This window comes from Candidatus Poribacteria bacterium (assembly GCA_009839745.1).
In the GTDB taxonomy this organism is placed as follows: Bacteria; Poribacteria; WGA-4E; order WGA-4E; family WGA-3G; genus WGA-3G.
In genome coordinates this window covers 1-26005 of the sequence record VXPE01000070.1, presented here as the reverse complement: position 1 = coordinate 26005, position 26005 = coordinate 1, and the positions used below count along the sequence as shown (strand labels likewise).

General features: G+C 47.8%; 19 protein-coding genes. 1 reads left to right on the top strand and 18 read right to left on the bottom strand.

Features of this window, described 5'->3' with window-relative positions:
• Positions 1–223 precede the first annotated feature (223 nt).
• From F4X88_11195 to F4X88_11140, 12 genes are all read right to left on the bottom strand, one after another.
• Entirely contained in the window at positions 224–3277 is a 3054-nt protein-coding gene (locus F4X88_11195) for a hypothetical protein (protein MYA56854.1), read from the bottom strand.
• A 60-nt stretch (positions 3278–3337) separates the two neighbouring features.
• A complete protein-coding gene (metG, locus tag F4X88_11190; protein MYA56853.1) occupies positions 3338–5308 on the bottom strand; it encodes a methionine--tRNA ligase in 1971 nt (656 codons plus the stop codon).
• Positions 5309–5391: 83 nt separating this feature from the next.
• On the bottom strand, positions 5392–6381 hold the full coding sequence (gene holB / locus F4X88_11185) for a DNA polymerase III subunit delta' (GenBank protein MYA56852.1): 990 nt from the start codon (positions 6379–6381) through the stop codon (positions 5392–5394).
• A gap of 77 nt (positions 6382–6458) precedes the next feature.
• Positions 6459–7073 (bottom strand): dTMP kinase, encoded by a 615-nt coding sequence (locus tag F4X88_11180; protein MYA56851.1) that lies wholly within the window; start codon positions 7071–7073, stop codon positions 6459–6461.
• A gap of 10 nt (positions 7074–7083) precedes the next feature.
• Positions 7084–8097: a lactonase family protein gene (locus F4X88_11175; GenBank protein MYA56850.1), complete on the bottom strand. Its 1014-nt coding sequence runs from the start codon at positions 8095–8097 to the stop codon at positions 7084–7086.
• Positions 8098–8384: 287 nt separating this feature from the next.
• Positions 8385–9581, bottom strand: a complete 1197-nt coding sequence (locus F4X88_11170) for a thiolase family protein (GenBank protein MYA56849.1) — start codon at positions 9579–9581, stop codon at positions 8385–8387.
• Complete coding sequence (locus F4X88_11165; protein MYA56848.1) at positions 9581–10555, bottom strand: enoyl-CoA hydratase/isomerase family protein; 975 nt, start codon at positions 10553–10555, stop codon at positions 9581–9583. Before F4X88_11165 ends, F4X88_11170 begins: the two co-directional genes overlap by 1 nt.
• A 64-nt stretch (positions 10556–10619) precedes the next feature.
• Positions 10620–11018 (bottom strand): cupin domain-containing protein, encoded by a 399-nt coding sequence (locus tag F4X88_11160; GenBank protein MYA56847.1) that lies wholly within the window; start codon positions 11016–11018, stop codon positions 10620–10622.
• 132 nt (positions 11019–11150) lie between these two features.
• The gene (gene ilvD / locus F4X88_11155) at positions 11151–12830 is read right to left on the bottom strand and encodes a dihydroxy-acid dehydratase (protein ID MYA56846.1); all 1680 of its coding nucleotides are present in this window, start codon (positions 12828–12830) and stop codon (positions 11151–11153) included.
• 176 nt (positions 12831–13006) lie between these two features.
• Positions 13007–15364: a sodium-translocating pyrophosphatase gene (locus F4X88_11150; GenBank protein MYA56845.1), complete on the bottom strand. Its 2358-nt coding sequence runs from the start codon at positions 15362–15364 to the stop codon at positions 13007–13009.
• Between the two features lie 124 nt (positions 15365–15488).
• Positions 15489–16892, bottom strand: coding sequence for a bifunctional folylpolyglutamate synthase/dihydrofolate synthase (locus F4X88_11145; GenBank protein ID MYA56844.1), 1404 nt, complete (start codon positions 16890–16892; stop codon positions 15489–15491).
• Between the two features lie 20 nt (positions 16893–16912).
• On the bottom strand, positions 16913–18175 hold the full coding sequence (locus tag F4X88_11140) for a serine hydroxymethyltransferase (GenBank protein MYA56843.1): 1263 nt from the start codon (positions 18173–18175) through the stop codon (positions 16913–16915).
• A gap of 203 nt (positions 18176–18378) precedes the next feature.
• On the opposite strand from F4X88_11140, the gene F4X88_11135 reads away from it, so the two are divergent.
• Positions 18379–20622 (top strand): PQQ-binding-like beta-propeller repeat protein, encoded by a 2244-nt coding sequence (locus tag F4X88_11135; protein ID MYA56842.1) that lies wholly within the window; start codon positions 18379–18381, stop codon positions 20620–20622.
• Here F4X88_11135 and F4X88_11130 read toward each other — a convergent pair.
• The 6 genes from F4X88_11130 to F4X88_11105 form a co-directional block, all read right to left on the bottom strand.
• Complete coding sequence (locus F4X88_11130; GenBank protein MYA56841.1) at positions 20619–21788, bottom strand: iron-containing alcohol dehydrogenase; 1170 nt, start codon at positions 21786–21788, stop codon at positions 20619–20621. The two genes, F4X88_11135 and F4X88_11130, sit on opposite strands and share 4 nt — an antisense overlap.
• Before the next feature lie 157 nt (positions 21789–21945).
• Positions 21946–22668: a hypothetical protein gene (locus tag F4X88_11125; GenBank protein ID MYA56840.1), complete on the bottom strand. Its 723-nt coding sequence runs from the start codon at positions 22666–22668 to the stop codon at positions 21946–21948.
• 185 nt (positions 22669–22853) lie between these two features.
• The gene (locus F4X88_11120) at positions 22854–23708 is read right to left on the bottom strand and encodes a restriction endonuclease (GenBank protein MYA56839.1); all 855 of its coding nucleotides are present in this window, start codon (positions 23706–23708) and stop codon (positions 22854–22856) included.
• A 92-nt stretch (positions 23709–23800) separates the two neighbouring features.
• Entirely contained in the window at positions 23801–24097 is a 297-nt protein-coding gene (locus F4X88_11115) for a hypothetical protein (GenBank protein MYA56838.1), read from the bottom strand.
• A gap of 129 nt (positions 24098–24226) precedes the next feature.
• A complete protein-coding gene (locus F4X88_11110; GenBank protein MYA56837.1) occupies positions 24227–24967 on the bottom strand; it encodes a hypothetical protein in 741 nt (246 codons plus the stop codon).
• Between the two features lie 86 nt (positions 24968–25053).
• Complete coding sequence (locus F4X88_11105) at positions 25054–25938, bottom strand: DUF1553 domain-containing protein (GenBank protein ID MYA56836.1); 885 nt, start codon at positions 25936–25938, stop codon at positions 25054–25056.
• Between the last annotated feature and the right edge of the window lie 67 nt (positions 25939–26005).

Here is a 26005-nt window from a genome sequence, read left to right as displayed (position 1 = left end):
AAGAAAGTATAACAGATTTGTCAGAAGTGTGCAAGTTTTTTCTGAAAGGTTTTTTAATTATTCCTTGCGGGTCGGTGAGATGGATTAGGAGTTTTCATGTGCCTTTCCGTAGAATTGAAGAAATACGCAGAAATACCCAAGCAAAAACACCAAGCAAAAACCCCTCCACTCCGTTACAGGTTTACTGTTTCCGTTTGAAGGGTGAAAGATGGAAAGAGGCGTGTCAGTCATCCGATTGCGGTGTTTCAGAGATTGCACCGACACGACACACACGCTTGTAACGGCAGTAATTACAAGGTTCTGTCTTATTTTTTGGCGTAATTGGTGTGTCGCCTTCTTCTTCGGAATCTACGAATGTCTCAACGCGCGTGATGATCGGAAAAGTGCCTTTAGAAATACTATCAACGTAGTGTTGAACGTAGCCACGCACGCGCGCAAGCCGATCATCGAAGGTTTCATCCGCTAACAGTTGACCACTTCTCGAGCCAACCGGTTTCCAGTCCTTACCATTGTAATTGCTGTAGGCGACTCCATTCTCGGATTCCGTTCCGATACCGAGTTCAATTTTACATTGATCCAATCTAATTTTATGATAAAGACCTGCTGCGGGGCCTAATCCTGTTCCTGTCTGCCCATTCAGTAATTCTGCGGCAATTTGAAGGTAGATCGGGAGTTGGAGACTCCGCCCGCTAAGGATCTCCGGCATTCTAACGGTGGTACTCCCAGTTTTATAGTCAATAATATTAAAGGAGCCATTACCTATATCAATGCGGTCAATTTTACCAGTCATACGCACGTCGCCGATAGTAACTGATTCAGTGGAGCTAAGTTCTGGATCTCTCGGTTCGCGTTTCTGTCCAAAACTAACCTCAAAATAGCGTGGTACGACAGGTAAATCGTGGGTTCGTTCGGCTTCGAGCCATTTGTGGAGGGCGACGCGAAGTTTCTCTATGTCGATCCTCCACAAGAGATTGTTCTCACCAATAAGTTTCTCCTTCCGATCATTGCGCTTTTCGTTGGCTTTGTGCTCAATCAGTTCATTTAGGTGTGTTTTTGCGTCTTTAAAGGTGTCCTCGTCACATTGTTGGATAGGTGGGCTTTTTTCGAGGCTGCGGTTGTTGTAGAATTCAAAGAGAACATCATGAAGTAATGATCCCTTTTCAAGGCCAGATAACTCGTCCTCTATTTCGTCCTCTTCACTCCTGAATTTCAAAACCTTATCGACAAAATACTGAAATGGACATTTGGCATAGGTTTCCAATTCCGTGACGGAATAGGTCAGATTCCTCCGATTTTCCAAACGCTTTTGGCTTGCAGGAAAAAGTGTGTCAGCCGTTAAAATCCCTTCGTAAGCCAGATGATCATGAGTCTTTTCGCGGCTTTTTTCAACCTTAACGACGTGGTTTATTAAGGGACGCATTTCTGCGATTTCAGCAGGGAATTCTTTAGTGGAGGGTTCGGGAGATGTCCATACATGATCGCCATACCTACTGAGAAAACCGGTTACACTCCCCCGAGAGGGACTCGAAACATCCATCTTCTCAACAGTGGCGATCGCCTTTAATTGACCGAGAAAAGGGGAGGGGATTAGATTCGCTTCTCCTTCACGTTTTGGGGTAAGCAGATAGAGGCGTTTCCGAAAGGATTTGAGGACTCGATAGAACGTGAATCGACTGTCATGTAACGCCTCGTCTTCGTTGCGATAAGGATGGTCTGGGAGCAGCGGATCTGGACGATAATTTTCTGGAAAACTGCCTTCTACAAAATCTCCCAAAAAGACGGTGTCAAACTCCAAACTTCTGAGTTCGTTGTTATATGCTAAATTTGTGAGTTCACTAAGTGGGAAGATCTTAACGGTTTCTTCATTTGTCTGTGTACTGTTTTGATAGTGCGTATGCTTTGCGATATATTTGAGTTTATTGATATAATCTTCGGACTTATATGACCTATTTTCTTCAGATTTTAACATGTCACAAAGTCCGTTAACTATTTTTTTGAACTGCTGAAGGGCATTGACCTCACCTTCAACAATTTTTCTATTTTTCAGTAGCATTGGGTTTAAAATTTTGGAAATAACTTCCGCAGATTTGAGAAAGGTATCAATGCTCTTCTTAAATGCGTCAGGATGAAAATCCCCTAAAAATAGTTTGGGCTTAACATCGGAAAAATAAGTGTTGCCGAAAGGAATTTGTCGTGGCGAAAGACAAGAAAAGATTTCTTTGACAACTTCTGACTGCATCAATGGAAGACTTTCGACGAGTGAATATGGAATACCATAAGTGGGGAAAACTTCTGCAATTCGTTTTTTGTAATTACCTATATTGTAGAACACAACACAGATTTCACTCAATTTACAGTCAGCCCTTAAGACACGTTTCTGAATTAGATGAGCGATCTGTTCTACCTCTTCGGATCTATCTGTTGGTTCTAAAACCTTAATCTTATCTGTTAGATTCGTTTTGTGATCCAGGGCGACATTCGTTCTGAACAGATTCTCAGCAAAATATTGATGTCGATCGGGGTTGCGTTCATACTCGGTGTCAATGTTAGCACCTGTGTCTTTAAATTGTGACACGAGGTTAATAATATTTTTATAAAGGGCTTTATTGTCTTCAATACAGTCAGTGCGAAACCACATCTCTACATCAGATATTTCAGCAATGTGTTTCAATAGTTTAATATCGGCTTTTGAAATTAAAGTAAAACCTTCAACAACAACAAGTTTAACGTTAGGAAATGTGCGTTTGATGCACTCTTCTTTGAAATTGTTTGCTAGGTAATAGTGTTTTCCTTTTTCATCTATCCATTGATTTGCAAGTCTCGCCTCATAATCGTTATAAATACGAGCAAGCTCTACTTGGGTGGGATCGTCTTCTACGAAGTTTAGTTCAGTCTCTCCTTGATCTCTAAGGTGATTTATTGTATTAAAGATAAGGGAGAGTGTGCTATCGGGGATGGTAGTATTTTGGATTGGGCGAAAGGTGTTGTATTGGTAGGTATCAATATTGTCAGGGGCGGGATCTACTATTTCGTGAAGCCAAAGGTGTTGGATCCCTGATAGGATATGTTGTTTTGGTGATTGTGTCTGACTGTATAACCTTTGAATGAAATCCTTGCTGGTATACACGGGCAAATTAGAAACTGCTCGGTTCGGATGATAACCGACCAATTCGCGCTGACGCTTCAGACGCGCGGAATCGGTCGGGACAATGATAACGAAGGTGTTTGCCTTATTGTTCTGAATGTGGGTTTTAAGAATGTTTTCTATATCTTGCATCTGTTTCGCATCGGGGTGTTTTGCTTGGATATTTTCCAGAAATCCCCTCCACTGTAACGACTACCTGACTTGTGTGCCGAGGGGCATTTCTGTGTCAAGGGTTGCCAAAACGACAGCGTCACCGCTCCCCGCGAGAATCATGCCGTGTGATTCAACACCGCGAATTGTCGCGGGTTCTAAATTCGCGACGACGATCACCTGTTTACCTACCAGGGCTTCAGGTTTATAGTGCTCGGCAATTCCAGCGACCAGTTGTCGTTTTTCAGTGCCGAGGTCTACCTGCAGTTTGAGAAGTCGGTCAGCCCCCTCAATCGGTTCGGCACTGAGGATACGCGCCACCCGTAGATCCAATTTTTGGAAATCAGCGAAGGAAATGAGACTTGGGGTTTCCTTCGTCTTCTTCTGTTTGGGGGGTGCCGTTTCTTTTCGCTGGGGCTGTTTCTGTTTTTTCACATCGACACGCGGGAAAATGGGTTCCCCTCTACTGACTGTCAGCCCTACAGGTAAGCGTCCCCACACTGCGACGGTATCAAATTCCGATAAACCGATCTGTTTCTGAATCTTCTCAGCCGTGTCTGGAACAAAAGGTGAGATCAGGACAGAGATGAATCGCAGTGCCTCTAAACTATTGTAGAGGATCGTGCCCATTCTCGGTTTCGTCTCAGCGGACCTCGCAAGTGTCCAGACCTGCGTTTGTTGAACATACCGATTGATACGCCGGACAAATTCCCAGATGGTTTCCAATGCCGCGTCAAACGCAAACGCTTTTATGTGTTCCTCTAATGTATTCACTGTTGTCTGCGCCATCGCTGTGATTTCATCATCAAATTCACCGGGTGTTGTCGGTGCGGGAATTCCTTCAAAGTTTTTGTTCACTAAACCGAGAACACGATTGAGGAGGTTACCCAGATCATTCGCGAGATCTGCAGTGTAGCGGGCGTGCAAACGAGCAGGACGGTAATCGCCATCGTTTCCGAAACTGAATTCGCGTAGGAGGTAATAACGGAACGCATCCAATCCGTATTTTGCTATGTCTGCATCCAGATCAACGAAAATACCTCGCGTTTTACTCAACGCTTCGCCATCTTTTGTCAAAAAACCGTGTGCGATGATCTGCTTGGGCAGTGGTAAATCAACAGCCATCAACATTGCGGGCCAGATCAGCGCATGGAAGCGGGTGATGTCCTTCCCCATCATGTGGATGTCAGCGGGCCAAAAAGTGCGATACTGCTCACTATCGGTTTCATAACCGAGTGCCGTCATATAATTCATCAACGCTTCAATCCAGACATAGACGATATGCTCAGGATCGAACGGTAAAGAAATGCCCCACGAGACGGAGGAACGAGATATACTTATATCTTCCAATCCGGAATCGAGGACGCTCAGGAGTTCATTACGCCGAGCTGCGGGGTAGACAAAGTCTGGATTCTCGCGGAAATGGGCAAGTAAGCGATCTTGATACTTGGAGAGTCTAAAGAAATAGTTATCTTCCTCAAGCCACTCCAGGGGCAATTTATGAATCGGGCAGATCTTTTCGGCTGTCAATTCTTTTTCTGGAATAAACCGCTCGCAGTGAAGGCAGTAGTATCCTTTATAAGTCCCTTTGTAGACATCCCCATTGGCGTAGAGAGCGGTGAGGAATTTCTGCGCCCCGCGCTTGTGCATATCGCTTGTTGTCCGCATGAAGATGTCGTGCGAGATATTCAGCCGTTTCCAAAATTTGATAAATGTAGGTGCTATTTTATCGCAATAATCTTGTGGGGTAAGTCCTGCCTTTTCAGCGGCTTTATGTATCTTTGCGCCGTGTTCATCAACACCGGTCAAAAAGAACACCTCATTACCTTTGAGGCGATGGTAGCGCGCCAAAGTATCTGCGACAATGGTACTATAACCGTGTCCAGCATGCGGTTCGTCATTGACGTAGTAGATAGGTGTGGTGATGTAAAATGCGCTCATTGTATTTCCTTTTTGGGACTCCTGTTTTTTGTCGAAAAGTATACCATAAGCCAGCCGGGTTGTCAAGGGCATTGTTCAAATAGGGGATGTGATGGCATGCCACACAAACTAAAAGTTCGCGCTGTGAACTGATACAAACCTTTTACGCTAAAACGTCATTTGAGTAGTTTTAAACACATTACCTCTAAAGCCAAAGTCGCGTTTGTGTTTGTATTTTCAAGAAGGGATTTGGTGTCAAAAATGGTTTGGATGGCTTGTTGTATACGTAGGCGGGAATAATAGGGAACAATGGTTCGGAGTTCCTCAACAGAATAAATGTGCGTTATGAATTCCCTGGGCGCGCCTTGTTGTAGGAAGAGTAGATCTCTATACCAGGTGACTAACTCACCTAAAGTTTCAGGGTTATTTTTAAAGTCTTCGGCAAGTCTGAAGGCGGCTAATCGATCCGTCTCTCTGAGGATTTCCGGTACTTTTTCGGTGAGTGGATCACCGTTTTCAAGCTGCGTGAGTGCTTTGCCAACGGATCCACCCGCTGCAATTGCGAGTGCTGTTGCTTGCTTTGGCACTACTGAAAACTTATCCACTAAGATTTCTGCTAATTCTTGTGTGGGCATCGGACGAAACTGGAGAATTTGGCATCGGGAACGTGTCGTCGGCAGCAATGCTTGGACGTTTGACGTCAGTAAAATTAAAACGGATGCCGCGGGAGGTTCTTCCAGTGTCTTGAGTAAGCAGTTTTCAGCTTCTGGGTTCATCCGATCCACGTCTGTCAAAATGTAGATTTTCCGACTTGCTTCGAGGGGCTCGTAGATAACCTGCCTTTGCAACTCTCGAATCTGTCCTATTTTCAACAGGCTGCCCTCAGGTCGAATGAATTGTAGGTCAGGATGATTCCCCGAATCTACCTTTCGACAGGCGAGGCATGTGCCGCACACCGTCGGAGGCTGTGTTTCTTGTTGACAAAAGATTAATTGCGCGAAATAGTGAGCGACCGTCTCCTTACCGACTCCCGCTGGACCCACGAAAAGATAGGCACCCGCAATTCGTCCCGATGCTACAGTGTGCTGAAGTTGATCAATAATTTGTTGGTGTCCAATAATCGGATTCTGCACTTTTTCCTCCAAGACAAGAAAAGCTGGCGTGATTTAGAGATCGCTCCTATACTGACAGGCAGACTCCTTTAATTTCTGCGATATGAACAGGTGCGGTTCGTAGACCTCACCTACCATGCGTAGTCTTGATATTCGGCTAAGACTTCGGCGTGAATAGCATCTGGCGACTGTGTAGCGTCTATCAGTTTGATGCGATGGGGGTTCGCGTTCGCGACGGATAGGTATCCCTCACGAACCTTTCGGTGAGATTCCAACGATTCTTTGTCCAGACGGTCGCGATGTGCTCCACTGTGCTGTTGGCGCGAGAGTCCGATTTCTGGGGACAGGTCGAGGATAAAGGTGATATCAGGTGTCAACCCACCCGTGGCGATGTGATTTAATTGGTGAATGAACGAAAGGTCAATGCCGCCGCGATAACCTTGATACGCCACAGTGGCATCAATAAACCTATCACAGATGACAGTGCGGTTTGCGTCTAACGCTGGGCGTATCCGTTCATCTATGTGTTGTGTGCGTGCGGCGGCAATGAGAAGCAGTTCTGTCATGGGTGTTATATCGTCTGAGGTTAGAAAGATGTCGCGTATCCGTTCCGAAATGTGGGTGCCACCGGGTTCACGGGTGAGTACGACATCCGGTCCCAGCGCGGTTGCCAAGCGTTGTGATTGTGTCGTCTTACCCGCCCCTTCTATACCTTCAAATGTAATAAAAATTCCGCGTCGTGCCATTTTCCTCTCTCTATACAAAAAGCACCCACATCGGGCTTTCCCCGACTGTATAATTGCCAAGTGGTGCCAACGCTCCACTCTCTCGATGGATGCGGTAGGTAGCGAGTTTACCTGATCCTTGGCCACCAACAAAGAGAAGGGTGCCGGTTGCGTCAATGTTGAAAACACGCGGCGTCGGTTCGGTTAACCGATGTCCGACAACACTGAGTTTCCCGCTCTCTTCGTCGATTGCGAATTCTGCGATACTGTCATGCCCTCGATTGGAAACATAGAGAAATGTTCCCTGTGGATCGATGTGTATCTGAGCACAGGTATTATCTCCATCAAAATCCGCGGGGAGTGTAGACAAATCTTCCTGTAAATCCATCAAGATTCCTGGGTGTTCTCCTTCTTCAAGGGTGTATGCGGAGACGCTCGACCCTTGTTCGTTTGAAAAATAAAGGATCGGTTTGTTCGGGTGAAAGCAGAAGTGCCGTGGCCCGATTGGGGCACCCGGATTGAGGTTTCCCACCGGATTTTCTGTGAGGGTGCCTGCTTTCTCATCGAATTGAAACTGATAGATCGCATTTCGAGGCACGGTATGCGGCACAAACGCAAACCGATTTGAGGCATCTGTTTCGATGCAGTGGGCGTGTATATCCGTCTCGATGGTTTGAAGGGGGTCACCTTGGACGGTCTTATCGTTGCCGATGGTATGCACAGTAACCTTGCCAGCACCGTAATAGGCGGAAAGCAGGAAATTCCCAGTTTTGTCTGTCGCAATATAACACGTATCCGCATCCAGTTGGACTGTTCGTAGGTGGGTGAGATGTTTGGTCTTTTCATCGATACGGAAACTTGCGATTTCTCGGCTGGATCGCAGCCCAGCATAGAGATAGTTACCGCAGCGTGAGCGTGCTAACGGACCAGGAGAACCGCTAACAGCGATATTTTCCTGAAATTCAATGTCGCCGCTGGAGACCTCCAGTGTGTAAATGGCGATTCTGTTTTCTCCTGCTATGGAGAGATAGACATGCGTTTGCATTTTTTAATTAATTACTCCTGGGCTGCCTTCCACTTCGTTTCAGGCAGATTTCTGGTCAATTCGCGACTGGAATCGGGGATCCGTTCAATTGTCAGTGAAAGAGGGTTCTGATAATTCAAACATCTCTTGTAACTGAAAACTAACGATCCTGATACCGACAACTAATACCATTTCTGATTGAAAATGCTTCAATAAACGAGATCTTTGTAGCATAGGAAACCGTTAGTCTCCTGTGCAGTCTTTGAGGCGATCTGTCAATGCGATATAATCTCTTAGAAATGGTATAACTATTCCTTACTCGAGGCAAGACTAAAAATGCCAGCAGCACCCATACCTCCACCGACACACATCGTTACCATGCCATATCGGTGATTTTGCCGCCGCATTTCGTTAATCAAACTGACGGTGAGTTTGGTACCTGTGCAACCGAGGGGATGTCCCAGGGCAACTGCGCCACCATTGACGTTCACCTTTTCGGGTGTTAATTCCGCCTCTTGGATCACAGCGAGGGCTTGCACCGCAAACGCTTCATTTAACTCTATGACATCTATATCGGCTAAAGTTAATCCGGCAGTCGCGAGGGCTTTTGGGATTGCAGGAACCGGTCCGATCCCCATGATTTCAGGAGAGACACCTGCTGTCGCGTAACTGACGAAATGGGCTAAGGGGGTGTAACCTTCAGTTTCTGCTCGCGCTTCGGACATCAAAACAACAGCAGCACCACCATCGCTCATCTGAGAGGCATTACCAGCTGTCACAGTTCCATCTACATGAAAAACAGGTTTCAGAGATGTCAATGCTTCTGGAGACGTATCTCGGCGCGGGCCTTCATCCGTATCAAACAGAGAACAGATAGTGTCGGACGTATTTTTCGAGTCGAAGTGCGTCTCTTCTATTGTCAGTGGCACAATCTCTTCTTTGAATTTACCTGCATCAATCGCTGCGATCGCCTTGTGATGGCTCTGGTATGCATAAGCGTCTTGTGCGCCGCGAGATATATCATACTTTCGCGCCAAGTTTTCGGCAGTCAATCCCATGCTGAGGTAGGCATCAGGGGCGTGTTCTATGAGTGCAGGGTTCGGCGAAAGATTGACCCCAAAGGGCACTTGGCTCATACTCTCCACACCCCCAGCAACGACGACTTCGGCACGCCCGGATAGAATCTGCTCCGCTCCCATCGCTATTGTTTCTAAACCCGATGCACAGAATCGGTTGATTGTCAGTGCCGGAACGGAAACCGGAAAGCCAGCGCGTAAACTGGCGATACGGGCAACGTTGTACCCCTGCGGTCCCTCATGTGTGGCACATCCGATGATGACATCGTCTACGGCATTGGGATCAAACTGTGGAAGTCTCTCGATCACACCGCGAAGGGCAGCCGCAGCGAGTTCATCTGGACGTGTGTTTTTGAGTGTCCCTCTCCCCGCTCTGCCTACGGCTGTTCGTGCTGCAGATACGATAACCACGTCTGGTGTCGTTGCCATTACTTTTTACCTCTCTGGAGCGTCGCTTCTATTCTTGAATGGGTTTCCTCCTGTCCACAAAGACTGAGAAATACTTCATGCTCCAAGTCGAGCAGGTATTGTTCGGTGACGAATTGTGGAACTGAAAGGTTGCCGCCACAGAGGACATAAGCCAATTTATTGGCAAGATACTGTGTATAGTCGTCGATAGTACCCGCTTGCCGAAGGAGATGTGTTTGTAGATTGAGGCGAGCGATTCCCTCTTCGCCAAGTACAAGTATCTGCGGAGGATCAGGTGGACGATAATCTGCCTTGTGCAATGAGATCACAAGTTGCTTGGCATCCTCAAAATGCGCCTCTTGATCTAATGAAACGGCATCAGTACCACGAAGGTAGCCGAGTTCCACCGCATCCGCAGCGTTCTGTGAAACCTTTGATTCACGAAGCGTATCAAAAGTCCTATTCACATGAGGAACTAAATTCTGAATCGGTGTGGTCGGAGACTGCCCTGCCAGACATCGAAATGCCATCTCTTTCGTGCCACCACCACCCGGAATTAGGCCCACGCGGAGTTCAACGAGACCGAGGTGACTCCCAGTGAAGGCTTGCACCGCATCAGCACCGAATGCGAGTTCGCATCCCCCACCGAGTGCCATACCAGCTGTCGCTGCCACCACCGGCTTTGATGCCGTCCGAAGCCGTGTGCAGACGGCTTGTAGTTTTCGGAGTGTTGCCGAAATAGCGTCCCAATTTTTGCTCTTGGCGCGCTCCAACAGGAGAATAAGGTTGAGTCCCACCGAAAAATTCTTCGCTTCTGTGGCGACAATCATACCTGTCCAATTGGTTTCTACCTCATCCAACGCAGCATCAAACATCTCCAGCATTCCGTCCCCTATGATGTTCAACTTGCTATGCAGTTCAAGCCGGGCGATGCCATTACCGATGTCCATCAGACTGGCATCTGCATTAGAGATGATAAGTTTAGGATCTGTCATTTTTAACGTTAACCTCTCAATAATTTACCTTAGTGGAGTTCCGAAACTGCCTGCCAACTGGAGGTTACGCATCGAAATGGTAGACAATTTCGTCGAACCGATCTGCTGCGAAGGTGAATAGGAAAACCAAGTTCTCGGTGCCCGTGCAGCGGAGCGAATGCTTCGCATTAGCGGGTATGAAGACAGATGCACCGGGACTGAGTGATGCCTCTTGATCGCCTACTGTTACATACCCCTGACCGCTGATGACGTAGTATGTCTCCGCTGGGGCATGGTGATGAAGTGGGAGAAGGGTACCCGGTGTCATTTCTGCTATTCCGGTAGAGAGTTGGCTACTGGGTCCGCGTTCACCCGATATAAGAATTTTCCAACGGACTGGACTCTTGGCAGCGAGGTCTGGGTCGTCCCAAGTTTCCCAGTCAAGTTCCGCTTGGTTGAGGATAATGGGTTTTTGTTTATTCATGGAAATATTCTAACAGATATGGGGAGATTTTACAACATTTTTTCAGGCGAAACGGACAGGGGATCGAGTCCTATAAAAGAGAAAAGAGCAGGTGTAGAGACCTGCCCTTGCAGAGATAAAATAAATCTGTTTCTATCCCGTCACAGCACCTTCGGAAGCAGAAGAAACCGAATTGGCATACTTCGCCATCACCCCGCGAGCATAGCGCGGCTCAGGCGGTGTCCACTGCTCAAAACGCTCTTGGATTTCAGTGTCGGAGAGATTAACATCGAGTCGTCGTTCCTTAGCATCAATCACGATTTCGTCTCCCTCTTGGAGGATAGCGATGGGACCACCTCTTGCGGCTTCAGGGGCGACATGACAGATCATGAACCCGTGTGTCGCACCAGAGAACCTGCCGTCGGTTAAAAGAGCGACATCTTCACTCAAGCCTGCCCCGACAATGGCTGCCGTTACACCTAACATCTCACGCATACCGGGACCACCTGTGGGTCCTTCGTAACGGATAACCACTACATCCCCGGGCTGAATCTGTCCACCTTTGATAGCGGCAAAAGTATCTTCTTCACGATCAAAAATACGGGCGGGACCCCGATGGAGCGTTTTATCCTGACCGGCTAACTTGATAACACACCCATCTGGCGCGAGGTTACCCCTCAAAATGGCAAACCCACCCGTCGGTTTGAGGGGGGCATTGACAGGTCTGACCACCTGCTGTCCCTCGGTTTCGGTCGCCGCAGTTGCCTCTTCTCCGATGGATTTGCCTGTGACGGTGAGTTCATCGGTGTGGAGCAAGCCTGCCTCTGCCAAACGCTTCGCCAAGAACGGAATGCCACCTGCCTCATAGAGATCGGTCGCGACGAATTGTCCACCCGGCTTCAGATCCGCCAATACAGGCGTCTTTTGACTAATGGCGTGAAAATCCTCAAGCGTCAACGGAATCTGTGCCTCGTGCGCGATAGCAAGCAGGTGAAGGACACCGTTGGTGGAACCACCGGTCGCGGCGACAGACGTAATCGCATTCTCAAGCGACTTGCGGGTGATAATTTGACTCGGTCTCCGGTCAGCGGCAAGCATGTCCATAACGAGTTGTCCGGTTCTGTATGCCTCTTGATCCTTGTCCGCCGCGACGGCAGGGACACTTCCGCTTCCCAGCGGAGCAATGCCTAACATTTCAACGGCTGTTGCCATAGTGTTGGCGGTAAATTGACCTCCGCATGCACCGGGACCTGGACACCCTTTACTAATCAGATCGTCCAGTTCTTCGACGGTTATTGTACCCTCAGCATGCTGCCCGACGGCTTCGAACACATCTTGGATGGTGACATCACGGCCCTGAAATTTGCCCGGCATGATCGATCCGCCGTAAAGTGTGAGCGACGGAATATCTAACCGTGCGAGTGCCATGACAGTGCCGGGGACGGTCTTATCGCATCCACAGAGTGCAACAACAGCATCAAACATGTTACCGATGGACACTAACTCAATCGAGTCGGCGATGATTTCCCGACTGATAAGCGAGGTTTTCATGCCCTCGGTGCCCATAGTAATACCGTCGGAGATACTGACAGTATTGAATTCAAGGGGTGTTCCACCCGCCTCGCGGATCCCTTCTTTGACTTTGGCTGCGAGCCGTCTCAGATGAAAGTTACAAGGACCTATTTCGATCCAAGTATTAGCAACCCCGATAATCGGTTTATCAAGATCTTCTGGGGATAATCCACCATCGCCGAACATGAGCATCGTGCGTGCGGCGGCGCGATCAGGTCCGTCAGTAATCGCATAACTTCGGGGTTTCAACGTATTGGACATTTTTCTCTGTTCTCCTACAAAAGGATTTTAATTTATTGAATCTGGGCACTGCTCCATTTCATTACGCAGTGGTTTTGGTTAATTCCAACCCGCTTTAGGTACTGAAAGATTTTCTGACCTTGCTGGATACTATCGTGGAGCGATGCTCAGAACGCCCTCGCACTTTGACTATTTCCCTATATACCCAACCAACTGCTAAATACGCCACCATATTTCGCGATGAGACCAGCGAACACGACAGATACCATAGACATCAGCTTAATCAAAATGTTAAGCGAGGGACCAGAGGTATCTTTGAACGGATCCCCAACGGTATCACCAACAACAGTGGCTTTGTGCGGTTCTGAGCCTTTTTCACCGTATTCGTCTTTGTGTTTGCCTTCTTCGATAAACTTCTTGGCGTTATCCCACGCGCCGCCAGCGTTTGCCATCATAATTGCGAGAACAAAACCGGTCGCTAAGCCTCCTGCCAGCAACCCTAATACACCCGCAACATCAAAAACCAAACCGACTGCGACAGGGACAACAATAGCGATGAGTGATGGAAAGATCATCTCTCGTTGCGCACCCACCGTCGAGATTTCGACACATCGCGCGTAATCCGGTTTTTCTTCGCCTTTCATGATACCCGGTTTCTCACGAAATTGACGGCGGACCTCTTCTACCATAGCGCCGGCGGCACGTCCAACCGCTTTCATCGTCAAGGCACAGAAATAGAACGCCATCACCGCACCGATGAACAATCCGATGAGGACTTGCGGGTTCATCAGGGTAACATCGTAGTAATCCATAAATTGACTGACCGAAACCTTGAGTGTATCAACACTGCCCTCACCGGGTATGACGAGTGTGTCCTTATGTGCTAAGTGGATTAATCCGTATCGAATTTCTTCCAAGTAGGCAGCCAAGAGTGCGAGTGCTGTCAGTGCTGCGGATCCGATGGCAAATCCTTTGCCGGTTGCAGCTGTTGTGTTGCCGAGGGCATCTAATTGATCGGTGCGTTCTCGGACACTTTTATCAAGTTCAGCCATTTCGGCGTTTCCGCCAGCGTTGTCTGCGATGGGTCCATAAGCGTCTGTGGCGAGCGTGATTCCGAGCGTCGCCAGCATACCAACAGCGGCAATGCCGACCCCGTATAACCCCATCAGCGGTTCGGCTGCCCCACCGGGGAGGTAATAACTAACAGCGACTGCGGCGACAATGGTTACCACCGGAATTGCTGTTGATTCCATACCGACAGCAATACCTTCAATAATTACAGTCGCAGGTCCGGTTTGTGCCTGTTTCGCAATGGCACGGGTCGGTGAATAGTCGTGGGAGGTAAAGATCTCGGTGACTTTCCCGATAATCAAACCTGCTACAAGCCCAGCGATAATTGCACCCCAAATCTGCCACATGTTCGGAAGCCCCAAATAGATGAGGACGGGAAGTGAAACAACCGCGATGCCGACGGCACTTCCGTTGATGCCCAAGTTCAGAGAACCCATCAACTGTTTCATCGTCGCGCCTTCTTTCGTCCGCACCATGTAGATACCTAAAATGGAAAGAATTACGCCGATGCCCGCAATAATCATGGGGGCTGAGAGATATTTCAGCTGGAGGGCAATGTCACTGTGATCTTTGGCAGCAACAGCAGCGACCCCAAGGGCGGCTGTCGCTAAGATGGAACCTGCATAGGATTCGTAAAGGTCTGCCCCCATGCCTGCGACATCGCCGACGTTATCACCGACGTTATCTGCGATGGCCGCAGGGTTCCGCGGGTCGTCTTCTGCAAGTCCTGTTTCAACTTTTCCGACCAGATCCGCGCCAACATCCGCTGCTTTGGTATAGATACCACCCCCAACACGGGCGAAGAGTGCCTGCGTTGAGGCACCCATGCCGAAACTCAGCATAATCACAGTAATCTGTGGGAGTGGGTTTACTTCTAAGAATCCGGGCAATATCTTGGGGAATAGGTAATAGAGGATAAGGAACCATCCAGTGATATCAAGAAGGGCAAATCCAACAACTATTAATCCCATGACTGCACCCGCACGGAATGAGACCTTTAATCCTGCATTGAGTCCCTCCATGGCGGCACTTGTCGTGCGGGCAGAAGCGTTAGTTGCGGTCTTCATGCCGAGGAAACCGCAGAGGCCTGAGAAAAAGCCACCCGTGAGAAAGGCAAAGGGTACGACTTTATTTTGGGCATTAAGGACAAAAGCCATGAATATAAAGATGAGACAGAGTATAGCAAAAACGATGCCCACCACTTTGTATTGTTGCCTGAGATACGCCATGGCGCCTTCACGCACGGATTGTGCGATGTCGCGCATCCTTTCGTTCCCCTCGTCCTGTTTCATCACAGCGCGGTAGAAGTGGTAGGCAAAACCTAAGGCGATGAGTGCACCAATTGGGGCAATCCACCACACCGGCGGTACACTCGGTGCGGCATCTGTTTGGGCAAAAGCCACGGTGGCTAAATTTAGAATGGGCAGGGATGTCAGAAATGTCTTCCAATTTAGCCACCGTCGCTGGTAAGCGATATCACGCATTTTTTTAATTTTCCTTGCGATTCGATGAAATGGGTTTGAGCATTGAAGTTCCTTTCCGTAGAGTCGCCCTCCATTTCATTACGGGCTTACGATCTTTCGCTAAGAAAGCGGAATTCCAATTTTTTTAATTTTCCTTGTGGTTCGATGAAATAGGTCCGAATATTTCAAGTGCCTGACCGACGAGATAGAGCGAACCTGTAACGCAGATTAAATCTGTCGGTGATGTGTCGGATACAGCCTTTGTGATTGCTGCTTCCAGCGTTGGACACGCCGTAATATTTTCGCACACATTCTCCCAAGAATTCTGTAACGCTTCAGCAGACATCACGCGCGGATTGTCGGAAATTTGTGTGGCAATCACGACGTCTGCCATCTGTGAGACAACAGTGCCAATTGCTATAAGATTTTTGTCTTTCATCAAACTAACGATAAAGGTCACCCGATTGTAACGAAAACTCTGACGGAGCGTGCGGCAAAGTGCCTCCATTGAGGCGGGAGAATGCGCACCATCAACGACAACAATTGGCGAAGACCTGATTCGTTGAATCCGGCCTGGCCACGCCACGTCCTTAAATCCGGCATACACACTAACTTTCGGAACTTTGTATCCTTCCTGTTTTAGGCACTCAATCGCTGCGACAGCAGTTGTTGCATTTATAAACTGATGGTGTCCAAGGAGCGGGATACGAAGCTGCGGATAACGCTCCAAATCCGTTTCCACGTCAAATTCCTGTGCTATCGGTAAACCCTCGGCATTTTGAATGAGACGCGAGACTGATACGCACGAATCTTGTTCTGCTTTTTGAAGGCGCGGCTTACACACCGCATCAAGGACTTCGGGTTCAACAATCCGTGCCTTACGCTTGTTTGCCACTTCCTCAAATACCGCTCGCGCTTCTGGGTGTTGCAGGGCAAGTGCCAACGGGCATTCCTGTTTAATGATTTCGGCTTTCTCTCTTGCTATCTCAGCATAACTTTCTCCCAATATTGCAGTGTGCTCTAAACCGATCGGTGTAATAACGGTCGCGACTGGCGTAACAACGTTCGTTGCATCGAGTCTACCACCTAAACCGACTTCGATAACAGCAAAGTCTGTTCCGCTATCAGCGAAATAGGAAAAAGCAAGCGCAGTATATATTTCAAAAAATGAGACACGTCCGAACGCAGAGGCAGAAACAGTCTCAATTGCAGGCTTGAGTTTCTCAATATAGAAAGCAACGTCTGCTTCTGAGATGAGGACCCCATCAATACGACACCGTTCCCGCGGTGTAATGAGATGTGGAGATGTAAACAAACCCGTTTTGTAGCCTGCATGCGTAAGCACTGAGGCTATGAGTGCGGCAGTGGAACCTTTCCCTTTGCTCCCTGCGATATGGACAACCCGCAGTCTATCGTGTGGATTGCCGAGCAGCGCCAGCAATAGGGAAATCCTGTCTAAATTGTAAAGCCGTGCCTGCCGTGAAAAATCAGGACTCCTTTCATAGTCAATAAACCCTTCAATATAGGCGAGTGCCGCTTTGTAGTTCATAGTTTACTGATAACTGGCAACTATTTTAGGTATTCGTAAATTGGGAATTGCGCGCAGAGTGCCTTGACTTTCCCTCGGATTTGCCGTTTGATAGAGGCTTTCTGCCTATTTTCGAGCGTTTCTGCGATGAAATCGGCGACGAGAACCATCTCATCCTCTTTCATACCGCGTGTTGTAAGCATCGGTGTCCCGAGACGGAGACCGCTCGTGGTTCTCGGTTTCCTTTTGTCGTAAGGAATCGTGTTTTTATTCACAATAATTCCGGCATCTTCCAAATGATCGGCGGCTTGCCGTCCACTAAGCTTCTCATATTTGGAAGTAAGGTCTATCAGCATCAGATGATTGTCGGTGCCACCGCTCACCAATCGGAACCCGTTTTCAATTAACCGTGCCGCGAGTGCCTTAGCATTTTTAACGATCTGTGCCTGATATGTCTTAAAGGCAGGTTCGCTTGCTTCTTTGAAGGCAACAGCTCTGGCAGCGATTGTATGCAGGAAGGGACCCCCTTGTAAGCCCGGAAACACAGCCCGGTCAATCTTGTCTGCATATTCGGCTTTACACATAATCATCGCACCGCGAGGTCCCCTTAAGGTCTTATGAGTTGTTGTCGTAATCACATCACTGTAGGGAACAGGATCCGGATGGACACCACCCGCAATAAGTCCGGCGATATGGGCTATATCTGCCAGCAGGTAGGCACCTACGGAATCAGCGACCTGCCGCCACGCCGCAAAGTCGAAGTGCCGAGGATAAGCCGTTGCACCGACGACAATAAGTTTCGGACGGTGCGCTTTGGCAAGACGTGCGATTTCTGCCATGTCGATCCGCTCGGTATCGGCGTCAACACCATAAGCAACGATATTGTAAAGGGTGCCCGAGAAATTGACGCCGGCACCATGCGTGAGATGTCCACCTTGACTGAGAGACATACCCAGAATCGTGTCGCCTGGTTCCAGCAAAGCATGATAGACTGCCATGTTCGCTTGGGAACCGGCGTGCGGCTGGACGTTGATGTGCTCGGCACCGAAGAGTGCTTTCGCGCGTTCAATGGCGAGTGATTCAACATCGTCCATAAATTGGCATCCGTTATAGTAACGCTCACCGGGGTAACCCTCAGCGTATTTATTTGCGAGGATGCTGCTCTGTGCTTCCATGACGGCGCGGCTTGCATAATTCTCGGACGGGATCAGCATGAGAGCGTCTTGCTGGCGTGTTAAGTCTTTAGCGGCGATTTCAACGATCTGTGGATCGACTTCACCTAATTTAGATTCTAATGTATTCATCAAAGTTTACCGATTGCAATTAAAGTATGAGATGGTATCTTACCTGTAGAAGTTAAATTTTAACACAGATTTGCCACAAATTCAAATTTTTCGTGATTTTTTAAGGGGATTTCGTTTTCCAATTAATACCTTTTACGGCGTTTATCAAGAAAAAGATTGCTAACATTTCAGTTGCATTGTATTCAGGTTCGTGCTAAACTGATATGCATCAGAATTTTGTAGAAAGGCATTTGTTTGTGTATATTATGAAGCGATTGTGGCAGCAGAAATACTGGATTGTGCTCGTGTTACTGCTTGTGTGGGGATGTGATTCGCAACAGAAAGAGCAGCCCCAGCAGCCGACGGTCCAACAGTCAGCCGCTCCTGAAGCAACAGAACCGCTCGCGCCGCCTCGTGCTGAAGATTGGCATACCTTCATGCACGATGTAGGTTTTTCTGGGGTGAGTCCCGACAAAAGCATTACGCCGCCGCTGGAACTGCTGTGGAAATTCAAAACCGGTGGACCACTCCACGCGTCACCCGTAATTGCAAACGGCATTTTATATATCGGATCGACTGACGGTAAATTGTACGCATTGGACGCGAAGCAGTGGGGTATCCGGTGGGTCTTTGATGCCGGGGATGCCATCCGCTATTCCGCGACAGTATTGGGGAATCGGGTCTACTTTAGCGCGAGGAACAACAAAGTTTACGCCTTGGACGCAAAAACGGGTGAAAAGCTGTGGGAGTTCAAATCGAAAAGTTGGATGGACGCGCCGCCGATCGTTTCGGACAACAAGGTTTATGTGGGTGCGTTTCCTTCTAAAATCTATCTCCTCAACGCCAGGGCCGGTACGCTCGAAGCAATGCGTGAACGCACAGTTCGCATCCAGGGTATCGAATACGGATGTGCGAAGGGGGTGTTCCGTCCTATCTTTCCAGAACACAACGCGGATTTGTGGCGAGGTCAGACAAATGGTAGTGAGAGTTATCCTGTGACAGCGAATGGTGTCGTCTATATCGGTGCTCGTAATGGAAAACTCCACGCGTTTGATGCGGTATCCAAGTCTGAAACGTGGACGTATCAACTCGGTAGTTTTGTGGACGCTGCCCCCGCAATTTCTGATGGTATTCTCTACGCTGCATCTGGTGATGGCAGTGTCTACGCCTTTACAAACGCAACAGAGAACGTCCATGAACAGGAGACTCGACGGCAAGGTGTTGTAACACACGACGCGGCACCGGTTTATACAGCGAAAGAAGGAACAGCCGTGTTGTTACAACTCAACGACAGCGTGCGTTTGCCGATTCTGCAAGTTTCGGCTGGATGGTATGAGGTCGAACTGCCGAACGGTGTCCGAGGGTGGATGAATAAGTTCGCCTTTGGTGAGTTCAAAGAGATAGACAGTATCCTGTTCAATACGACTTTCTGTCGTCCGGGAGATAACGCAATTACAGATCCGTATAGGGTGCAATTGATTGAAGGTGCCGAGTTTCCACGCTGGAGTCCGGATGGGGAGTTCATCGCATTTTTAAAAAGAGAGGATTTGGGGGGCAGATACTGGCGTGCAAATGAACTGTGGATTATGGATCGGAAGGGAGAACGGGCACGGAAGTTCTACACCGGAAACTTTTACAACCCGTATCTCTCTTGGTCGCTTGACAGTAGGCTTGTTGCATTTGAGGTTGACGAAAACGGTGAACGCTTTATTTATACCGTCGATTGGAAATTCGGACGGATCAAACAGTTGGTCCGTGGAGATGGACCTGCGTTCTCACCGACCTCTAACCGTTTGGTATTCAGAAGACGCGACTTTTCTCAATCTGGGGGATTAGACATCATTTACCGAATCAACAGCGATAGTAGCGGTTTGAGTGCTATTGCCCGCGTCCCGATTGAACGTCGACAGCGGACCTATACCTATCTGTCCGCACCCTCTTGGGCACCCGATGGCACCCGTGTTGCTTTCGGCGTAAACAACGCAAAATATGTTGGTATCCGCATCCAAGACATAGAAGGGCAACGTATAAAAGAGATCCTGACACAGCATCAACAGGTCCATCAACTGGACTGGTCGGCGGATAGCACGCATTTGGCTTATGTCTTATCCGGTAGTAACCGTCCCGGACAACTGATCGATAAGCAGCTACACTTATCGGAGACGGTGGCCACTTTCACACAGAGCCAGATTTTGAAACACACATCACCTGCGTGGTCGCCAACGGGTAAGCAGTTAGCGTATATGGAACGTGAGGACTGTGCGGGCATACGTTGGAAGGTCTGGGTTTATGATCTTGAGAGTGGTAAGAAATTTCCCATTGCTCGCACGCCGATGAAGTTGACCTCGGTCGTTTGGATGCCGGATGGTAAGCATCTCTGTTTATGGCAAACGTCGGATTACTTGCGCGATAACGCTTATAAACCAGCACTGACGAAGGGCTGGATTGTGCCTATTGATATTCCTTAGAACGCCGCCTCAAACAAATCCACCATATCCTCCTCCCTACACACCCTCGGATTGAATTTATGGCAGTGATCAAGCATCGCATCCGCGCCGAGTTTCGGAATTTTTCCCCGATCCAAACCGGCTTCTCCGAGTCCTGTAGGCATATTCAACACCGTGTTGTAGGCTCTAATTTTATCGATCGCAGCATGTCCGGCTTCGTCAATATCCATGTTACTTGTGTCTATACCTAAGGCACGCGCGATTTCCGCATATTTCTCGCTCGCATGCGAAAAGTTGAATTCCATGACAGGCGGAAGGAGAATGGCGTTCGCGACACCATGAGGTATGGGGGCATCTGTAGAGAGTTGGTGTGCCAGCGAATGGACCGCACCGAGTCCCTTCTGGAACGAGAATGCTGCCATGCAGGATCCGAGAAGCATTTCCCCACGTGCGGTTACATCTTCACCCTTGTGATAAACCTGTTGGATGTTCGCGCTCAGCATTCTGAGTGCCTGTAATGCAACACCCTCAGCAATAGGGTGGTATTTCGTGGCTACATACGCCTCAATACCGTGTGTGATGGCATCCATACCCGTCGCGGCAGTAAGCGCAGGTGGCATGCCGAGGGTTATTCCCGGATCAAGGAGTGCGATGTTTGACATGTTGAAAGGCGTAACGATTGCACGCTTCCGCCATCGATCGGTTGTCTGTAGGGACGTATCCGTAATGATGGAGCCTTGGGACACCTCACTGCCTGTGCCAGCAGTTGTCGGTACGCATATTAGCGGTGGCATATCGCCTCGGATTTGCTCGATCCCACCCACATCTGCGTAATAGGGTTCCAAAGGGGGTGTGTGGGTCGTCAAGAGACGAATGGCTTTGGCAGCATCCATTACACTTCCGCCGCCGACAGCGATGACGACGTCACACGTCTCAGCTTTGTAAACATCTACACCTTGTGTAACGCTAATGTCCGTCGGGTTCGGTTCGATCTCCGAATACGTAGCGTAAGACAAACCGCTTGCTTCCAAAGCATCTGTCGCTTTCGCAAGGATACCCGCATTGATAACACCAGCATCGCTCACTAAGAACGGTTTTTTCCCATCAAACGCCTTGACATGTTCGCCTAAATTCTGGATTGCCCCGTCACCAAATTCGATGTGCGGGGGTAGAAAATAGTTTAGCATTTATTGTTGTTTTTTTACTTGAGGTCCTCTGGACACTGCTCCATTTCATTACGCCGGACTCTGGTTAACTCCGAGAGGGTTTCAGTGAACCCGATCCGTGTGGATTCCACCAGAAACCTGCGCGTAACGTAGTGGAGCGCAGTCCAGGAGCAATTAATTAAAAAACGGATTTAAGATGTGCCCACGTCGTCGCGAGTTTGCTTTTGGCATCAACGGGTAACGAGGGACCATCAGGTCCGTAAACCACGACATCGTCATACTTTGCAACCGTGCTCCACGTTGCTAAACCGATGCGTCCGACACCGCCTTCCGTATCATCTGCCACCTCTGCGACCTCTTCATCGTTGAGGAAGAGCGTGTAACTATCGGGTGTGTTGACAATCTTGATGTTATACCAATCTTTGTCATCGATAGTATGATTGCTATTAGCACCACCTTTACCTCCCCACGATTCCACCTGTGAGCGTGTGTTTCCCCAGCCACCGAGGTTCCACCAGTACTCCAACGAGGGCTTGAGTTTCTCCATACGTGGTGGATGATCCTCAAGTGCCTGTCCGCGTGCTTGCATCAATCCTTGGCACCGAAACATAATCAGGAAGCCTTCGGCACCGCTGGTTTTGCTCCCTCGGACCTCAAAGGTGTACTCGTTCCAGTCGTCCTCCCAAAATTCATCAGCGACGACACTCATACAGTTAGGGGAATTTTGGAGCTGATGGTATTCATCGTCCTTGAGCTCCCATTCCCCGAAAAGGGCGACCCATTTATTTTCAGATTCTTTCGGGTCATCGAAATTATCTTCAAAATAGGTCTGTGACATCGCAAGCGTAGCAATGCCAAACGTAAATATACAAATAGTGATGAACAGGTTATGGCTGTTCATAATAAAATTCTCCTTTTGGTTGTATTTCCCTATAGCATAGGAAACCGTTAGCCTATGCGTTTCTTGTACCTTCTTCTGTAGCATAGCCTGTTAGGCTGTGCAATTGTAATATAGAAAACTGTCAGCTTGTGCTTCCGTGGTGTCTTCTTTTGTAGCATAGCCTGTTAGGCTGTGCATATATAATATTACCCAACGTCCTCAATAAAATAATCGGAATCGACTCGCTTGATTTCATAAGTTTTCATTGTAGAAACCCCTACGTTGTGATCAATCATCAGTTGGGCAAGTCGTTTACCATCAATAAGAATAATTTTGAAACCCGCAGCGTCATACGCTTTGGCATCCTTGGTAAAATCTGATGTTGTGATGAAAATCCCCTTGTTTGCTCCTTTTCCTGCCAATGCCCCTGCAAAACTGGCAATTTGAGGTGAACCTACATTGCTTTCCCATCGTTTTGCCTGAACATAGACTACATCAAGCCCAAGTCTATCTTGATTAATAATACCGTCTATACCACCATCACCACTACGTCCGACGGTTTCGGCATCTTCTCTTGAACCTCCATAGCCCATTTTAACAAGAAGATCAATAACGAGGTTTTCAAAAAAAGCAGGTGAATTTGCTTTAATTTGCTGAAGTAAGTCTTCAGCTACTTTTTCTCTAATCTTTTGGTAAATCTCTTCAATATCTCCATCAGAAGGGGGTGGTGGAGGTATATCGCCAGAGAGAACATAAGCTTTCCCTCTTCCTTCTGGTTGTTTCAATTTTTCCTCTCTTAACAGTCTTTCAAATTCGCGACCAACTACCTCATAATGAAAAAATCCGAGATATCGCTCACCTCTCTTCGTCTTTGCTGCTTTTTGCTCATCGGACAATCCAAATTTCTCTGCTAGTTTTTCTGTCGCTTCTTTTTTAGTGATTCCGTGAGTTGGATAATCCAGTTTAAGAATTTCCTGTTTGACTGCTTCAGAATTTGGTAGTTCTATTTCATATTTTTCTCCTGTAGTTGGATCTACTGCCATTCTTTTTTCCCTTTTCATACGATTCCTTCTTCCCTACCAAAGTTTGGACGATTCAGATGCACAGACTAACAGCCTATGCTACAATGTCCTTTATCAAACCCGTCTACCCTTCACTGCTGTTGGCATTCGCTTTCAAGATAGACGCTTTCATTCTCCTCATCAAATATCAGCGTAATTGGATCGACAGGGTCGCCTTCCATGAGGTCCAATTGCCAATCGGCTATAGCTTGGCTACAAAAATATTCTGTTTCGTTCTCGTGGATTTCTATAAATCTAAAGCTAACGATTGGATCAACATAACCATAGCGATGCAATGCACATGCAATCGCACACTCAAAGGGCTCCTCAGGGTCGCATAACGCGATATCTTGGGGGGCAACCTTTATTTTCCCTAATTTGATTTCCATTTCAATTCTCCGCCCTAAAAAAACAGTTTCTACTATAAGTTGCACACCTGAACAGGTTATACGACACGGAGGCAGACAGGTACAGGCTAACAGCCTATGCTACAACAGATTATGCGACAATGACACAGGCTAACAGCCTATGCTACATCGGCAATAACTCCACCGCCATTTTTTCCATGTATCCACTAAACCCGCCTTTACGGGATTATTGAGAACATAGGTAATAATCCGTTGCCATTCGCTTGCATCCCGCACAATGTGATCGTAACTTTCCGGCTGCCAGAATGCACCACTTCGTCCTAATAGCTGATTAGCTTTGCGAGCCGTATACCCTTTAAGGGACTGCATAATAACGGAAAGTGTATTGTAGCACAGATTTCTCGTTTGTGCTGTATTTTCTTCCGAATTAACGATGTCTGTTCTGGAAGGTTGCCTCGCGAGCGGTGTAAATACAACATGGACATGATTTGACATAATGCAATAGGCATCCAGGCAATACACCTTTCCATCTCGGTAATGCAGACTTTCCGCTATTTCTTTAGCGATCCGATCATCTTTGAGCCATACAGGTCCACTTTCCGCTCCGTCCAAAGTTTTTTCAAATTTTCGGAACCATTGTCGCCTCCATTCCAAGCGTTTATTCTTTTCTTCAACAAGTCTATGTTGCGTTGACGCGGACCTAGAATCATTTTGCAACCTGAGAAGTCTTGATTTTTCTCTATCAAATTGTAATTTTTCCGTTTTCCATTGTGCTAATACATGTTGTGGTATGGATCCTGCAAGCTGGAATGTCACAAAGAGTGTTGCCCCAGGGGTCTGTATATGAGGCAAATTACGACGGTAAAAGGATTGAAGCTCATCTTGACGCATCTAACTCGTATTCCTTGTAGCATAGGCTGTTAGCCTGTGCGTCTGGTATGTGCTCTTCTGTAGTATGGACTGTTAGGCTATGCAAACTAATGATTCAGCGAAAACTCGGCTGAGTTGAGTAACACCCAATACAGATCCTCGTAAGCCAAGTCCTTGTTTCGATAAAGACTCCGCTCTAAATAACGTCTAAAAAAGGTTTTCTCTTTAGACGTTGGGAACCGAGATAAGACATTAAGATAAATATATTCCATCCGTTCCATCGGTTCGCGCCATTTTCCTAATACATAATTCACAAAACTCCCGTATTCTTCATGATTCGCACTGTCATTCACCAGATCCCCATTAATCATCATAAGTGCTTGTGGGATCGTCCCATTGAACGCCTCAATTTCCTCCATCTCTCCATTATCGAGGAGAAAAAGGAATTTTTTGAGATGCTCACGTTTCCGCTCTTCAAGTCTACGCAGCATCCCCTTTCTACCTTCGCCACCTTCCTTTTTAATACCTTCCATCCTGATCTGTTGAAGCCTTTCGAAACCGGTGGCTTGCAGCAGAGAATAGAAAAACTGTTCAGCACTTAAGGGTTTCACGTAGGCATGGGAGTAGTAGTGTTGATCGTCTTTGTTACTCTCATTGGTTTGCGATGTGCGTTGATACGTCTCTGAATTCAGGAGGGTCCGCATCAAATGTTGTAAGTCGTGACCATGAATGACGAAATCCTTTGCGAGCCACTTCAAGAGTTCAGGATGAGTCGGTGGATTTTCTTCTCCGAATCCATCGACCGGTTCGACAAACGCTCGACCCATAAAGTGCTTCCAGATGCGATTCACGATTGTTTGACTGAAATACGGGTTTGATTTATCTGTCATCCACTGCGCGAGGGCTTCTCGTTTTTTAAGGAGTGAACCTTTGTATGCTGTGCCATCTAAGAAGTGCGGACGGACGTGTGTTTCCAAGCGTTCCACCCAAATTGTATTTTCTGCTTTAACGTGAGTTTGATAAAAGTTTAGTCTTTAGAAAAGCACGGGTAAATCGTTG

Bases quoted from the DNA above. Each gene is read 5' to 3' on its own strand.
- F4X88_11195 (MYA56854.1), bottom strand. From the start codon at position 3,277: ATGCAAGATATAGAAAACATTCTTAAAACCCACATTCAGAACAATAAG.
- metG (MYA56853.1), bottom strand. From the start codon at position 5,308: ATGCCCTTGACAACCCGGCTGGCTTATGGTATACTTTTCGACAAAAAA.
- F4X88_11180 (MYA56851.1), bottom strand. From the start codon at position 7,073: ATGGCACGACGCGGAATTTTTATTACATTTGAAGGTATAGAAGGGGCG.
- F4X88_11175 (MYA56850.1), bottom strand. From the start codon at position 8,097: ATGCAAACGCATGTCTATCTCTCCATAGCAGGAGAAAACAGAATCGCC.
- F4X88_11170 (MYA56849.1), bottom strand. From the start codon at position 9,581: ATGGCAACGACACCAGACGTGGTTATCGTATCTGCAGCACGAACAGCC.
- F4X88_11165 (MYA56848.1), bottom strand. From the start codon at position 10,555: ATGACAGATCCTAAACTTATCATCTCTAATGCAGATGCCAGTCTGATG.
- F4X88_11160 (MYA56847.1), bottom strand. From the start codon at position 11,018: ATGAATAAACAAAAACCCATTATCCTCAACCAAGCGGAACTTGACTGG.
- ilvD (MYA56846.1), bottom strand. From the start codon at position 12,830: ATGTCCAATACGTTGAAACCCCGAAGTTATGCGATTACTGACGGACCT.
- F4X88_11150 (MYA56845.1), bottom strand. From the start codon at position 15,364: ATGCGTGATATCGCTTACCAGCGACGGTGGCTAAATTGGAAGACATTT.
- F4X88_11145 (MYA56844.1), bottom strand. From the start codon at position 16,892: ATGAACTACAAAGCGGCACTCGCCTATATTGAAGGGTTTATTGACTAT.
- F4X88_11140 (MYA56843.1), bottom strand. From the start codon at position 18,175: ATGAATACATTAGAATCTAAATTAGGTGAAGTCGATCCACAGATCGTT.
- F4X88_11135 (MYA56842.1), top strand. From the start codon at position 18,379: ATGCATCAGAATTTTGTAGAAAGGCATTTGTTTGTGTATATTATGAAG.
- F4X88_11130 (MYA56841.1), bottom strand. From the start codon at position 21,788: ATGCTAAACTATTTTCTACCCCCGCACATCGAATTTGGTGACGGGGCA.
- F4X88_11125 (MYA56840.1), bottom strand. From the start codon at position 22,668: ATGAACAGCCATAACCTGTTCATCACTATTTGTATATTTACGTTTGGC.
- F4X88_11120 (MYA56839.1), bottom strand. From the start codon at position 23,708: ATGAAAAGGGAAAAAAGAATGGCAGTAGATCCAACTACAGGAGAAAAA.
- F4X88_11115 (MYA56838.1), bottom strand. From the start codon at position 24,097: ATGGAAATCAAATTAGGGAAAATAAAGGTTGCCCCCCAAGATATCGCG.
- F4X88_11110 (MYA56837.1), bottom strand. From the start codon at position 24,967: ATGCGTCAAGATGAGCTTCAATCCTTTTACCGTCGTAATTTGCCTCAT.